Source organism: Burkholderia sp. MSMB1589WGS (genome assembly GCF_001636105.1).
GTDB lineage: Bacteria > Pseudomonadota > Gammaproteobacteria > Burkholderiales > Burkholderiaceae > Burkholderia > Burkholderia humptydooensis.
The window spans coordinates 1,721,341-1,734,741 of the sequence record NZ_LNJT01000008.1 but is presented as its reverse complement, the minus strand read 5'-3'; the positions used below and the strand labels follow the sequence as shown (position 1 = coordinate 1,734,741).

At 67.6% G+C, this 13,401-nt stretch carries 11 protein-coding genes and 2 pseudogenes; 7 read left to right on the top strand and 6 right to left on the bottom strand.

Features of this window, described 5'->3' with window-relative positions:
- Window positions 1–17 precede the first annotated feature (17 nt).
- Window positions 18–1,229: a M20 aminoacylase family protein gene (locus WT16_RS25240; RefSeq protein WP_063534487.1), complete on the bottom strand. Its 1,212-nt coding sequence runs from the start codon at window positions 1,227–1,229 to the stop codon at window positions 18–20.
- 157 nt (window positions 1,230–1,386) lie between these two features.
- Here WT16_RS25240 and WT16_RS25235 point away from each other — a divergent pair.
- A pseudogene (locus WT16_RS25235) lies at window positions 1,387–2,135 on the top strand (LysR substrate-binding domain-containing protein).
- 232 nt (window positions 2,136–2,367) lie between these two features.
- Window positions 2,368–3,150, top strand: coding sequence for an ABC transporter substrate-binding protein (locus WT16_RS25230; RefSeq protein WP_015603626.1), 783 nt, complete (start codon window positions 2,368–2,370; stop codon window positions 3,148–3,150).
- 126 nt (window positions 3,151–3,276) lie between these two features.
- Here the strand turns inward: WT16_RS25230 and WT16_RS25225 are convergent, their stop codons facing one another.
- Complete coding sequence (locus tag WT16_RS25225) at window positions 3,277–5,400, bottom strand: acyltransferase family protein (protein ID WP_063534486.1); 2,124 nt, start codon at window positions 5,398–5,400, stop codon at window positions 3,277–3,279.
- Between the two features lie 269 nt (window positions 5,401–5,669).
- On the opposite strand from WT16_RS25225, the gene WT16_RS25220 reads away from it, so the two are divergent.
- Window positions 5,670–6,785, top strand: coding sequence for a succinylglutamate desuccinylase/aspartoacylase family protein (locus tag WT16_RS25220; protein ID WP_009914239.1), 1,116 nt, complete (start codon window positions 5,670–5,672; stop codon window positions 6,783–6,785).
- A gap of 204 nt (window positions 6,786–6,989) precedes the next feature.
- On the opposite strand, the gene WT16_RS25215 is transcribed toward WT16_RS25220, so the two are convergent.
- Entirely contained in the window at window positions 6,990–7,799 is an 810-nt protein-coding gene (locus WT16_RS25215) for a MetQ/NlpA family ABC transporter substrate-binding protein (protein WP_006029034.1), read from the bottom strand.
- A 303-nt stretch (window positions 7,800–8,102) separates the two neighbouring features.
- Between WT16_RS25215 and WT16_RS25210 the strand changes: the two genes are divergently transcribed.
- The 4 genes and pseudogenes from WT16_RS25210 to WT16_RS33965 all read left to right on the top strand — a co-directional run.
- On the top strand, window positions 8,103–9,251 hold the full coding sequence (locus tag WT16_RS25210; RefSeq protein WP_015603693.1) for a porin: 1,149 nt from the start codon (window positions 8,103–8,105) through the stop codon (window positions 9,249–9,251).
- A gap of 208 nt (window positions 9,252–9,459) precedes the next feature.
- Window positions 9,460–9,720: a DUF2866 domain-containing protein gene (locus WT16_RS25205; RefSeq protein ID WP_006029036.1), complete on the top strand. Its 261-nt coding sequence runs from the start codon at window positions 9,460–9,462 to the stop codon at window positions 9,718–9,720.
- A gap of 267 nt (window positions 9,721–9,987) precedes the next feature.
- A complete protein-coding gene (locus WT16_RS25200) occupies window positions 9,988–10,371 on the top strand; it encodes a DUF6232 family protein (protein WP_063534485.1) in 384 nt (127 codons plus the stop codon).
- A 95-nt stretch (window positions 10,372–10,466) separates the two neighbouring features.
- Window positions 10,467–10,562, top strand: a pseudogene (locus tag WT16_RS33965) (N-acetyltransferase); the annotation flags it as partial.
- 19 nt (window positions 10,563–10,581) lie between these two features.
- Here the strand turns inward: WT16_RS33965 and dhaL are convergent.
- Genes dhaL through WT16_RS25180 form a run of 3 tightly spaced genes read right to left on the bottom strand, consistent with a single transcriptional unit; the run spans window position 10,582 to window position 13,383 of the window.
- Window positions 10,582–11,241, bottom strand: coding sequence for a dihydroxyacetone kinase subunit DhaL (gene dhaL / locus WT16_RS25190; RefSeq protein ID WP_063534483.1), 660 nt, complete (start codon window positions 11,239–11,241; stop codon window positions 10,582–10,584).
- Window positions 11,238–12,242, bottom strand: coding sequence for a dihydroxyacetone kinase subunit DhaK (locus tag WT16_RS25185; RefSeq protein WP_015603786.1), 1,005 nt, complete (start codon window positions 12,240–12,242; stop codon window positions 11,238–11,240). Before WT16_RS25185 ends, dhaL begins: the two co-directional genes overlap by 4 nt.
- Before the next feature lie 4 nt (window positions 12,243–12,246).
- A complete protein-coding gene (locus tag WT16_RS25180; protein WP_015603458.1) occupies window positions 12,247–13,383 on the bottom strand; it encodes an erythritol/L-threitol dehydrogenase in 1,137 nt (378 codons plus the stop codon).
- Window positions 13,384–13,401: the final 18 nt, after the last annotated feature.

Genomic DNA, 13,401 nt, shown 5'->3' with positions numbered 1-13,401 from the left:
CATCGGCCATTCGTCGCTCATGCCCTTCCCGTGCCCGTCTCGCATCGCGCCAGATATCGCTCGACGAGCCGCGCCCAGAACGCCGCGCCCGTCACGAGATTGCGATCGTTGAAGTCGTATTTCGGGTTGTGCACCATGCAGCCGTCCTCGCCCGCGCCGTTGCCGAGCCGCACGAACGAGCCCGGCCGCCGCTGCAGCATGAACGCGAAATCCTCGCTGCCCATCAGGATGTCGGCCTGCTCGACGACGTTGCGCTCGCCGACCAGTTCCTTCGCGACCTGCGCGGCGAAATCGGTTTCGGCATGCGAATTGACGACGACCGGATAGCCTTCGATGTACTCGACGCTCGCGCTCGCGCCGTAGCTCGCCGCCTGCGCGTCGACGAGCTCGGCGATGCGGCGCCTGAGCAGTGCGCGCACCGCGGGATCGAACGAGCGCACCGACAGTTCGAGCCGCGCGCGGCTCGGAATGACGTTGTTCGCGGTGCCGGCGTGCAGCGAGCCGACCGTGACGACGGCGGGCTGCGCGGGATCGACGTTGCGCGCGACGATCGTCTGCAGCGCCAGCACGATGCTCGCCGCGACGACCACGGGATCGACCGCCAGATGCGGCCGCGCCGCGTGGCCGCCCACGCCGTGGACGTCGATCACCGCCTTGTCGCCCGCCGACATGAACGCCCCGCGCCGCGTGAGGAACACGCCCGGCTCGACACCCGGATGGTTGTGCATCCCGAATACCGCGTCGCAAGGGAAGCGCTCGAAGAGGCCGTCGTCGATCATCCGCTTCGCGCCGCTGTCGACGCCGTGCTCCTCGGCCGGCTGGAAATACAGATGGACGGTGCCGGAGAAGTTGCGCGTCTGCGCGAGCCGCCGCGCGGCGCCGAGCAGCATCGTCGTGTGGCCGTCGTGGCCGCACGCGTGCATCTTGCCGGGCACGGCGCTCGCGTACGGCAGCCCGGTCGCCTCGGCGATCGGCAGCGCGTCCATGTCCGCGCGCACGCCGATGCTGCGCGCGCCGTCGCCCGCGCGCAGCGTGCCGACGACGCCCGTCGCGCCGACGCCGCGCGTCACCTGCCAGCCCCACGCCTCGAGCTTGCCGGCGACGAGCGCGGCCGTCTCGACCTCCTCGTACGCGAGTTCCGGATGACGGTGGATGCGATGGCGGATCTCGCGCAGTTCGTCGGCGAGCGGGGCGAGGTCGTCGACCTCGGTAAAGCGGGCGTCGTTCATCGAAAGGCTCCGTGACGGCGGCGTCCGGGCAATCGGACGCGCGGAAACGGGTCACTATAGCAACGCCATAACGGTTCAATAAGATGCCGTTTTTTTCACCGCGATAAACTGCGGTTATCACCCCGCCTTCGCCGTCATGAAGCTCCAGCATCTGTAGGTGTTCGTCTCCGCCGCCCATCACAAGAGCCTGCGCGCCGCCGCGCGCGAGCTCGGCGACATGCGCCGCACCGTCGAGGCGGTCGAGCAAGCGCGCGGCGAGCTGTCCGGGCGCAGTCCGGGCGCATCGCGATCGGCACGATGCCGTCGATCGCGCTCACCGCGCTGCCGCGCGCGGTGATGAAGTTCCGCGCGATGATGCCGCGCGTGAGCCTATCGCTCGAGGAAATGACAGTGCCCGACGCGCTCGCGCGGCTGCGCAACGGCGAGCTCGACCTGGCCGCGATCCACCACATCCCCGCGCTTGAGCGCGACTTCGCGCAACTGCCGCTGTGCTCGACGCAATTCGTCGTCGCGATGCGCGAGGGCCATCCGCTCGCGGGCGCTCGGCGGCTCGCCGAGTTGCTCGACGCCGAATGGATCGTCACGGCCGGCGCCGATCACTTCCCGCACAGCGTGATGATGTCGATGTTCAACGCGCACGGGCTGCCGCTGCCGCAGCGGCGGCTGCGCGCGCTGTCGTCGTTCGCGGTGACGCTCGGCCTCGTCGCGCGCTCGGACGTGATCGGCTGCTTCACGAAGCCGCTCGCGGCGATGGTCGCGCCGCTCGGCATCCGCGCCGCGCGCCTCGACGACATGCTGCCGAGCTACGCCCTGTCGATCCTGTCGCGCCGAGACCTGCTGCCGACACCCGCCGTCACGCAGTTCATCGCCTGCCTGCGGCAGGCGGCCGACGAAACGTTGACGTAGATCATTCCCCAGCCGGCAACGGCACGCCGCGCCGCACAGGCCGCCGCGGCGCTCGCCCGATCGCTATCGGGGCTTCTACTAAGCAGCCTCCGGCTATTTTGTCTTGGTAATCTTGGCGCACCGTTCGTCCCGCACCGGACGAGGGCACCAGTCAGCCCGGCCGCAGCCGCGCCGGGCCGAAGCGCACCGCGGCACGACCGCGCGCAACCATCGAACTACACAAGGAATGACAGTGAAAAAAATCTTGGCGGCTTTGACCGTGGCCCTGCTGGCGGTGTCGGCAGGCGGCGTGCAGGCGAAGGATTGGTCGACGATCCGCTTCGGCGTCGACGCGAGCTATCCGCCTTTCGAATCGAAAGGCCCGGACGGCAAGGTGGTCGGCTTCGACGTCGATCTCGGCAACGAGATCTGCAAGCGTGTGAAAGCAAAGTGCGTGTGGATCGAGAACGACTTCGACGGCATGATCCCGGCGCTGAAGGCGCGCAAGTTCGACGGCGTGCTGTCGTCGATGTCGATGACGCCGCAGCGTGAAGAGCAGATCGCGTTCTCGTCGAAGCTGTTCAACACGCCGACGCGCCTCGTCACGAAGAAGGGCGCGAACCTGATGCCGACGGCCGAGTCGCTCCAGGGCAAGACGGTCGGCGTCGAGCAGGGCACGATCCAGGAAACCTACGCGAAGGTCCACTGGGCGCCGAAGGGCGTGAAGGTGCAGCCGTACCAGAATCAGGACCAGGTCTACGCCGACCTGATCGCGGGCCGCCTCGACGCGGCGCTGCAGGACGCGGTGCAGGCCGACATCGGCTTCCTGAAGACGCCGCGCGGCAAGGATTACGCGTTCGCCGGCACGGACCTCGACGATCCGAAGACGCTCGGCGAAGGCGCGGGCATCGGCCTGCGCAAGGAAGACACCGACCTGAAGGCGAAGATCGACAAGGCGATCGCCGACATGCGCAAGGACGGCACGTACGACAAGATCGCAAAGAAGTACTTCGACTTCGACGTTTACGGCAAGTAAGCCGGCGCGCGGGCGGCGCGCCAATGCGGCGCGCCGCGGTCGCGGCGGGAACGGGCTTCGCTTCGCGGCGAAGCCCGTTTTTTTCATGCGATTGCCGCCCCCGGCCGGCCAAGCCGCTACAAGCCGCTACGCAGCCTCCATCAACTCGCGCATGAACGCCTCGAAACCCGGCAGCACGCGCAGGTTGCCATAACCGCTGATGTGATCGCCGTCGAAAAACAGCGGCCGCGCGCCGTCATACGCGGAGCACGTCCTCTCGCCGCACAGAAGCGGCAGCGGATCCCATACACGAACGTCCGGCACGTGCGCCGCGATCCGCGCGTATGCCGCCAGCACGGGCGCCCGTAGCGCGTCGATCTCGCCGCGGCTGATGAGCGGGCCACGCGCGCAGATCGCATTGCGCCGATTGAACCAGTCCGAGCAGCGGTACGGCACCGTCCGGAACACGGGCGGCGGCGCTTCCAGCACGATCCGCGCGCCTCTTCGCTCGATGTCCCCCAACACGGCAATCGCATCGGCAATCGCCCGTTCGCGCGCTTGCGCCGCCTCGCGGCCGAACGACAGCCGGTGCGCGTCGCCGTCGCCGACGAACGCCCATTGCGTGACGAGCCGTGGCAGCCGAAGCGACGGAAGAAACACGACGTCTCCCGGCTCGAGTCTCGACAGCATGTCGTTCTGCGCCGCGTCGCCGTACCGGCGGCACCCGGGATCGCCGCGCTCGCGCCACGGCTGAAGGCTGACGAACGGGCAGCCCGCGTTGTTGTACGAATAGACCGTGATGCCCGTGCGCACGACGAACTGCTTGAACATGCCCGCATACGCCATCGCGTGCGAATCGCCTATCACGAACAGGCGATGCCTGCTTTCCGGCGGCCGGCCGCAATGCTTGCGCGTGTAGATCCATAGCTTGCCGCCGCTCACGTCGCGCTCGTCGACGTCGGCGACGCATCCCGGATACGCGGCGTTCGTATCGATGCCGTACGGATACCAGTCGAGCCGATGCCGCGCGACCGTGCTGAGCGAGAGCTGCGGCTGCGCGACGGCCAGCATCGACGAGAACGCCGCGCCCGCCGCCATCGCGCCCGCTCCCCACGCGAGCACGGCGAAGCGAGGCGCGCGGCGCGCCGCTGCGCCGCGCCGCAACGGCGTCTCGACGAAACGGTACGACGCGCTCGCCAGCGCGAACGCCATGAGCAGCGCGCTCGCCTTGCTGCCTGCCGAATCGAGCCCGGCCGTCCAGCGGAACACGACGAAGACCGGCCAATGCCACAGATAGAGCGAATACGACATCCTGCCGACGAACCGCAGCGCGCGGTGCTCGAGCACCGCGGCGATCGGGCCCGCACGCGCGCGCCCGTGCAGCAGGCCGAGCAGCCCGAGCGTGCCGGCGACGGGCACGATCGCGCCGGGAAACGGATAAAGCGCCGGCTTCGATGCGACGCATCCGGCCAGCACCGCAATCGCCGACGCCCACAGGCCCGCTCCGATCCCGAAAGCCGCCGCCGCGCGCGCCGCCGGCTTGCCCGGCGAGCGGCCGAAGCGCGCGACGCACTGATACAGCAGCACGCCCGCCGCGAGTTCCCAGAAGCGCCCGAAGATCAGGTAGAACGCTTGCGCGTGCTTCGCGGGGCCTGTCCAGACGCTCCACGCCAGCGACGCGCAAAGCCCCGCCGCGAACAGCGCGGTCGACACGTATCGGCGCTTCCCGCCCGCGAGCCACGTCCGGAACAGCAGCGGGAACAGCAGATAGAACTGCTCCTCGACGCCGAGCGACCATGTATGCGTGTACGGATTGAATTCGGCCTTCGGCGAAAAATAATCGCCGCCCGGCGCGCCGAGGATCACGTTGCTCAAGCCGAAGAACGCGAGCAGCCCGGTCGTCCGGTTCCGGTCGCTCAGGTAGGACGCCGGAATGAAGAGCGTCGAGATCAGCGCGGTCGCGAGCAGGACCGCGACGAGCGCGGGCAGGATCCGCCGCATGCGCCGCGCGTAGAAAAACAAAAGAAATTGCCCGAACGACATCGACCCGCGGTCCGCGACCGACGCGCTCACCACGAAACCGGAAATCACGAAAAAAATGTCGACGCCGGAAAACCCGCCTGGCAGCCAGCGCGCGTCCAGGTGATACAGCATGACGGACAGCACCGCCCACGCGCGCAGACCGTCGATGTACGGCAGATAGGCGGTTTTTCCGCGCGCGACGGGCTCGCCGGCCCGGCTGCCCGGCCACTGCAATTCGCTCACTGACATAGGATCGATCCTCGGCCGAGCCTGAGCCGCCGCGGTTCGCGCGGCGAAAAAAATCGACGCCCCACACGTGCTGCGGCAAACAGTGTATCGATTAAAAAATCGTCATAATTTTGATCCGGCGCGTGCGCCGACTTCGACGCAAGTCATTGATCGAGCAGAAAAACCGCAATCGGCCGGCACAAGCTTGGTGCAGCCGCGACGATCCACGTACAATCGTTCATTCACCGACATCGAACGACGCCGCGGCGGCTGCGCCGCTGCCTCCCATCATGCAAACGCAGACCCATCCGCTGATCTCGCCGGCCGTCGGCACGGCGCGCCACATCACGAGTTTTCATTACGGCCCGCGCAGCGGGAAGAAGGTGTACATCCAGGCGTCGCTGCACGCGGACGAACTGCCCGGCATGCTCGTCGCGACGCTGTTGCGCCGCAAGCTCGCGGTGCTCGAGGCGGCGGGCAGGCTGCGCGACGAGATCGTCGTCGTGCCGGTCGCGAACCCGATCGGCCTCGCGCAGCACGTGTTCGGCGATCATCTCGGCCGCTTCGAGCTCGGCTCGATGCAGAACTTCAACCGCAATTTCCATGACCTCGCCGCGCTCGTGATCCCGCGCATCGAAGGGCACCTCACGCACGACGCAAGCGCGAACCTCGCCGCCGTGCGACGCGCGATGGGCGAGGCGCTCGCCGAGCAGAAGCCGCGCACCGAGCTCGAATCGCAGCGGCTCGCGCTGCAGCGTCTGTCGTACGACGCCGACATCGTGCTCGACCTGCACTGCGACTGCGACGCGGTGATGCACATCTACACGAATCCGGACCTGTGGGAAAACGTCGAGCCGCTGTCGCGCTATCTGGGCGCGAAGGCGTCGCTGCTCGCGCTGAACTCGGTCGGCAATCCGTTCGACGAGATCCACAGCTTCTGCTGGTCCGAGTTGCGCAGCCGCTTTGGCGAGCGCCATCCGATCCCGAACGGCACGATCTCGGTGACGGTCGAGCTGCGCAGCGAGCGCGACGTGTCGTACGAGCTCGCCGAGCACGACGCGCAGGCGATTGTCGAATACCTGACGCTGCGCGGCGCGATCGATGGCACGCCCGCGCCGCAGCCGCCGCTCGAATTCGCGGCAACACCGCTCGCGGGCACCGATCCGCTCGTCGCGCCGGTGTCGGGCGTGATCGTGTTCCGCACGCCGGTGGGTGTGTGGATCGAGGCGGGCCAGGACGTGGCTGACATCGTCGATCCGCTGACCGATCGCGTCGTCACGCTGAAGAGCAGCGTGTCCGGCGTGCTGTACGCGCGGCAGATCGCGCGTTTCGCGACGGCCGGGATGGAAGTCGCGCGGATCGCCGGCGCGACGCCGATCCGCACCGGGTCGCTGCTGTCGGCCTGAACGGACCGGTCGGCGTCCGTCGCAAAGCAGTGGCAATCCGCGGCGGGTCCTGGCGAATCGCAACGGATCGCAGCGGATCGCGATGGATCGTGGCCGCACGCGGCAAGCCGCGGCCGGATGCCGCGGTGAGCGATCGCCCACCCGCGCGCGCCGCCGCGCCTTCGGACGCGCGCAGCGCGCCGTCCGCCCCTGTCGGCCTGTTCATCAGAACGCCGGAATGATCGCGCCGTTGAATTTCGTTTCGATGAATTTGCGCACGTCGTCCGATTCGTACGCGGCGACGAGCTTCTTCACCCACGGCTTGTCCTTGTCCTGCGCGCGCACGGCGATCAGGTTCGCATACGGGCCCTTCAGATCCTCGATCGCGATCGCGTCCTTCACCGGCGACAACCCCGCCTTCACCGCGTAGTCGGTATTGATCGACGCCGCGTCGAGGTCCGGCAGCGCGCGCGGCAGTTGCGCGGCGTCGAGCTCGACGAGCTTGATCTTCTTCGGATTCTCGGCGACGTCGAGCGGCGTCGCGTTCACGCCGTTCGCGCCGGCGCCCGGCTTCAGCTTGACGATGCCGTACTTCTGCAGCAGCAGGAGCGCGCGATTGCCGTTCGACGGATCGTTCTGGATCCCGACTTTCGCGCCGACGGGCAGATCCTTCAGCGACTTGAGCTTCTTCGAATAGAACCCCATCGGCGACGTGTACGTCAGCCCAACGTTCACGATCCGGTAGCCGCGCTGCCTGATCTGGCTGTCGAGGAACGGCTGGTGCTGGAAGCCGTTCGCGTCGAGGTCGCCCGCGTCGAGCGCCGCGTTCGGCTGCACGTAATCGTTGAATTCGATCACCTTGATCGCGAGCCCGTCGCGCGCGGCGACCTTCGTGACTTCCGCCCAGATCTGCGCGTCGGGGCCGCTCATCGTGCCGATCTTCAGCGCCGGGCCGCCCGCATGCGCGAGCGTCGCGGCGATCGCCAGCACTGCGCCGCCGGCCGCCCGGCGGATGATCGAAGCAAATCGTTGCATCGCTTGTCCTCGCATCCCGTCATGTGGAAAGCGCGCATCGTCGCATGTGGCGCCGAACGGACAAACCAAGCAATTTTCATACATATATTCCTGCGCCCGGTCAATCAACCAGCGAAATCGGCATAACGCGGCCGGCGCAAATCGCCATCATCACGTGTGGCGTGGGCGCGACACACTGTGAACATGACAGCAATTGTCATATTCATTAAGCGCCCCGTCGATACAGTGCGCTTCCGTTCCCCTTCCAAACGCCTTAAAGAGCGCCGCGGAACCGCAAACATTCTTACTGCTCGGAGATTTGCCTTGAACAAGAAACTGTTGACCACCGCTATCCTCGCCGCAACCGCGAGCGCGGCACACGCACAAAGCAGCGTGACGCTGTACGGCCTCATCGACGCCGGCGTCAGCTACGTGAACCACAGCAAGAGCGCAGGCGGCAGCAGCAAGCTCTTCAAGTACGACGACGGCATCGCCCAGGGCAGCCGTTGGGGCCTGCGCGGCACCGAAGACCTCGGCGGCGGCCTGAAGGCGATCTTCGTGCTCGAAAACGGCTTCAACAGCGGCAACGGCACGATCGGCCAGGGCGGCGCGATCTTCGGCCGCCAGGCCTATGTCGGCCTGTCGCACAAGGACGCCGGCACGCTGACGTTCGGCCGCCAGTACTCGTTCACGACCGACATCCTCGGCTCGAACTACTCGACGGGCGGCAATACGGTCGCGGGCAACTACGCGTACCACGTGAACGACATCGACCAGTTGACGTCGAGCCGCATCAACAATGCGGTGAAGTTCCAGAGCGCGAACTACGCGGGCTTCACGTTCGGCGCGTTGTACGGCTTCTCGAACTCGACGTCGTTCGCGGGCGCGCCGGCGACGACGAACGGCACGACGACGACGCCCGGCTCGTCGCGCGCATACAGCTTCGGCCTGAACTACGCGAACGGCCCGATCGGCCTGGGCGCCGCGTACACCGACATCCGCTATCCGGGCCAGGCGACGCCTGCGTTCACGACCAACATCGCGAACCTGACGATCAGCAACGTGCGCGACCTGCGCAGCTTCGGCGTCGGCGGCCGCTACATCTGGGGCCCGGCAACCCTCTGGGCGCTGTGGACGAACACGCGCCTCGAGCCGGTCACGGGCGGCAGCACGACGTACAACGCATACGAAGCGGGCGGCAAGTACGCGTTCACGCCGGCGCTGTCGGCCGGCGTCGGCTACACGTACTCGCGCGTGTCGGGTGCGAACTCGGGCCACTGGAACCAGGTCAACGGCGCGCTCGACTACGCGCTCAGCAAGCGCACGGACGTGTACCTGCTCGCGATCTACCAGGAAGCGTCGGGCAACAACCTGCAAGCGCAGATCGGCTCGAGCACGAGCTACTTCAACACGTCGGGCACGGGTTCGAAGAACCAGTTCGCCGCACGCGTCGGTATCCGCCACAAGTTCTGAGCATTTGCTCGACAACTCGCGGCACACTACGGCAAAAACGCCCCGCCTCGCGCGGGGCGTTTTTTTTTGCCGCTTTTAAGTTTCGCTTAATTCTGGGTTGAGAGGATGCTCACACCCCCCCTGTTGGCCGCCTGAGCATCGGCGGCTTTTTTTTATCCGGATTGCGGCGGCGAAGACCGTCCAACGCAAGACAGGATCGGAGGAAACGATGGTCGAAGATACCGTTTTCAGCAGCCTGCGCACGTTACTCACGCACGAGCACGCGTTCCCGGTGCAAAGCTGCCGCGTGTCGATCGCGATGCAGCGCCCGTGGGGGCGCCCATACCGGCTCGTCGAATGGACGATGCACCTCGATGCGCCCGCGCGTCGGCGCATCGTGCCGGCCGAGAGCACCGAGGCGGAAATCGCCGAGGCGGTCGCGTCGCACGTGCCCGGCCGCCTGTACGAAGGCGGCACCGCGCTGTACTGACCGCGCGCAGGCGTTCGCCGGCCCGCGGCGCGTAAGCCGTACCACAACGACGCGCGATGCCGCGCGATGCGGCAAGACGCGATTCGGCCCGATCGCGCGAAGAGCCGGCCGACGATCGTTGCTGTCGCTTTTTTCGCTTTATTACCGTTTATTTCCCGGCCGCCTGCCGCGCCGTTCGTCTTCGGTCTCGATCCGTGCGTCGCCGGGTCCCGTTCATACGTCGGTCAAATCTGCTACGCTGCGCGTTTTCGATTCACACCCTTTTTGATGGAAAACGCCTTCAACGAACGCGGCGTCACGGTCACGCGCAACAGCCTGTCCGCCGCAGGTCAAATTTTCGCACTGCGCGAGATCCGCGGCGTCGAGGTTCGCACCGTCAGGAAGAACAAGATCGTGCCGTGCGCGATCTCGCTGACCGGCGCCGCCGCCGCGGCCGCGGGCGGCACGTTCGGTTCGGGCGCGCTGCTCGTCGCGGGCGTGATGCTCGTTGTCGTCGGCTATCTTGCATGGACGACGCAGGACGTCACGCACCGGCTGATCGTCGACATGCCGGACGGCAAGCACGAGGCGCTCATGAGCGTCGACCGCGATTTCGTCGAGCGCGTCGCGCACGCGGTGAACGCCGCACGCACGGCAACCGCGGCAGCTTGACGCACCCCCCGCCCTCTTTCACGATTCGTGCCGCGCAGGCGCGCGACATCGCGCAGCAGCGCGACGCGCCCTCGCACGCGTGTTCGTCGAGCCGGCCGCCCGAGAACGCCGCGTCGCATGCGCTGCACCGCGCACTCGGCTTCGGCGAGACCGAGCGGGTCGCGTTCTTCCTCAAGACGCTCGCGCGCTGACGCAGCGGCCTGCCCGCTTTCAGTTCAACCGCGCGCCGATCGAGCTCGCGATGCTGCACAGAATCAGGCAGCACGACGTCGCACCCGCATCGAGCGTGCCGACCGACCGCTCGCCGAGCCTCGACGCGCGCCCGATCCTCGCCTGCAGCCAGCGCGTCGATTCCTTGCCGCGCTCGGCGGCCGCGCTCATCGCGGCGAGCGCGTGCCGGAAATCGTCGCCCGCGCGCAGCGCCTCGTGAAACGCGGCATTGGCGGGCGCGAGCGTGTCGATCAGCGTCTTGTCGCCGACCTTCGCATCGCTGATCGCCTGCACGCCGGCCAACCCCGCGGACAACGCTTGCCCGAACAGCGCCGCGTCGAGCGTGTCGCGCCCCTTGAGCGCCGCGGCGAAATCCAGGAAGAAGCTGCCGTAAAGCGGTCCCATCGATCCGCCGATCCCGTCCATCAGCGACGTCGACAACACGTCGAGCGCATCCGGCAGGCTCGTCGCGCCGCGCGCGTCGAGCCGCGCGCCACACTGGCCGAAGCCCTTGCTCATGTTGATGCCGTGATCGCCGTCGCCGATCGCCGCATCGATTTCGGACAGGTGATCGCGATTGCGCTGGATCACGTCGACGAGTTCGCGCACGACGAAACCCGCGCCGGCGAGCGGCAGGCGCTGAACGGTGGCGGTATTCATGCGCGTTCTCCCACGGTGAGGCCGATGCTGCTGCACGGCGCGGCGAACAGTTGCTTCAGCTCGTCGTCGAGCCGGGTGATCGTCAGCGTGACGCCCATCATCTCGAGCGACGTGAACAGATTGCCGACGAGGCGAAAACCGATCTTCAGCCCCGCCGCCGCGAGCCGTTCCGCTACTTCGGCGTACAGAATGTATTGCTCCATCAGCGGCGTCGCGCCGAGCCCCGACACGAGCACCGCCACCTCCTCGCCGCGTTCGAGCGGGAAATCCGGCAGCACGATGTCTAGCATCATCGCGGCCATGTCCTTCGCGCTCACCGTGCGCATCACGCGCACGCCGTGCTCGCCGTGATGACCGATGCCAACTTCCATCTCGCCGTCGGCGATGTGGAAGTTCGCCTTGCCGTTCGCCGGAATCGTGCACGCGGACAGGCCGATGCCGACCGAGCGTGTGTTGTCGATCGCCTTCTTCGCGCTCGCGACCACGGCGTCGAGATCGCCGCCCGCCGCCGCCCTCGCGCCGCCCGCCTTCCACATCAGGATCTCGCCCGCGACGCCGCGCCGCTTCGCGCGCTCGTCGCGCGGCGCCGACGCGACGTCGTCGTTCGCGACGACGGTCTTCACGTCGATGCCCTGCGCGGCCGCCATCCTGACCGCCATCTTCACGTTCATGTTGTCGCCCGCGTAGTTGCCGTACAGGCATGCGACGCCCGCGCCGCGATCGGCGCGCCGGAACGCGTCGAGAAAGCTCTTCGCGGTCGGCGACGAGAAGATCTCGCCGACCGCCACCGCATCGACGAGCCCCGGCCCCGCGTAGCCGAGAAACGCGGGCTCGTGCCCCGAGCCGCCGCCCGTGACGACGCCGACCTTGCCCGGCGCCGGCTTCGCAACGCCGATCACGCGCGGGTTGTCGGCGTCGAGCGAGAGCGCCGGATGCGCGGCGACGATCCCGCGCAGCATGTCCTCGACGACGTAGTCGGGATGATTGATGACACGATTCATGCAGTTAACCTCGCGGATCCAGGACGACCTTCAACGATTGCTCGCCGCGCTCCATCACCGCGAACGCGTCGGCGAAGCGCGACAGCGGGAACGTGTGCGTGACGATGCCGCGCACGTCGATCTTGCGCGACGCGATGAACTCGATCGCGCGCGGGTACATGTACGGGCCGAGATGCGAGCCGAGCACGTCGAGCTCCTTGCGGTCGCCGATGATCGACCAGTCGACGCTCGCGTCGTCGTTGAACACGCTGAACTCGACGAAGCGGCCGAGCTTGCGCAGCATCGCGAGCCCCTGGCCGACCGCGCGATGGTGGCCGGTCGCCTCGATGTAGATGTCGCAGCCGTAGCCTTCGGTGATCGCGCGGATCTTCTCGATCACGTTCTCCTCGCCCGGATTCCATACTTCGTCCGCGCCCATCCTGAGCGCGAGCGCTGCGCGCTCCGGCTTCATGTCGAGCACGATCAGCTTCTTCGGATGGCGCAGCCGCACCGCGCCGATGATGCCGAGCCCGAGCGTGCCCGCGCCCGCGACGACGACCACGTCGTCGAAGCCGACGTCCGCGCGATCGGCCGCGTGCAGCGAGCACGACAGCGGCTCGATCAGGATCGCCTCGTCGGTCGGGATCGAATCGGGCACGCGGTGCACGATCGCCTCCTTCGTGAAGATCATGTACTCGGCCATCGCGCCGTGCACGTTGTTCTGGAATCCGTACAGATCGTGCTTCTGGCACATCCAGTACTGGCCGTGCCCGCAGAAGCGGCAGCCCCAGCACGGCACGATCTGCTCGGAGATCACGCGCTCGCCCACCTTCACGCCGCGCCGCTCGGCGCGCGGCCCGAGCGCGACGACGCGGCACACGAACTCGTGGCCGGGAATCATCGGCGGCTTCACGTAGCGCGGCTGCACCGCGTCGCCCCAGAACGACGGCGCGCCGCGGAACGTCTTGATGTCGCCCATGCAGATGCCGACGCGCTCCACTTCGGTCAGGATCTCGTCCGGCCCCGGCTTCGGCACCGGCACCTGTTCGAGGCGGTAGTCCTGCGGGCCGTGGCAGACCACGGCGCGCATCGTGGCGGGCAGCGCGGGCGCATCGCTGCGCTCGGCCGCGCGTTGCGGCGGCGCTTCGGCTATCTGTGACATCCAACGTCTCCTGAGTAT

Bases quoted from the DNA above. Each gene is read 5' to 3' on its own strand.
- WT16_RS25240 (WP_063534487.1), bottom strand. From the start codon at position 1,229: ATGAACGACGCCCGCTTTACCGAGGTCGACGACCTCGCCCCGCTCGCC.
- WT16_RS25225 (WP_063534486.1), bottom strand. From the start codon at position 5,400: ATGTCAGTGAGCGAATTGCAGTGGCCGGGCAGCCGGGCCGGCGAGCCC.
- WT16_RS25220 (WP_009914239.1), top strand. From the start codon at position 5,670: ATGCAAACGCAGACCCATCCGCTGATCTCGCCGGCCGTCGGCACGGCG.
- WT16_RS25215 (WP_006029034.1), bottom strand. From the start codon at position 7,799: ATGCAACGATTTGCTTCGATCATCCGCCGGGCGGCCGGCGGCGCAGTG.
- WT16_RS25205 (WP_006029036.1), top strand. From the start codon at position 9,460: ATGGTCGAAGATACCGTTTTCAGCAGCCTGCGCACGTTACTCACGCAC.
- WT16_RS25200 (WP_063534485.1), top strand. From the start codon at position 9,988: ATGGAAAACGCCTTCAACGAACGCGGCGTCACGGTCACGCGCAACAGC.
- dhaL (WP_063534483.1), bottom strand. From the start codon at position 11,241: ATGAATACCGCCACCGTTCAGCGCCTGCCGCTCGCCGGCGCGGGTTTC.
- WT16_RS25185 (WP_015603786.1), bottom strand. From the start codon at position 12,242: ATGAATCGTGTCATCAATCATCCCGACTACGTCGTCGAGGACATGCTG.
- WT16_RS25180 (WP_015603458.1), bottom strand. From the start codon at position 13,383: ATGTCACAGATAGCCGAAGCGCCGCCGCAACGCGCGGCCGAGCGCAGC.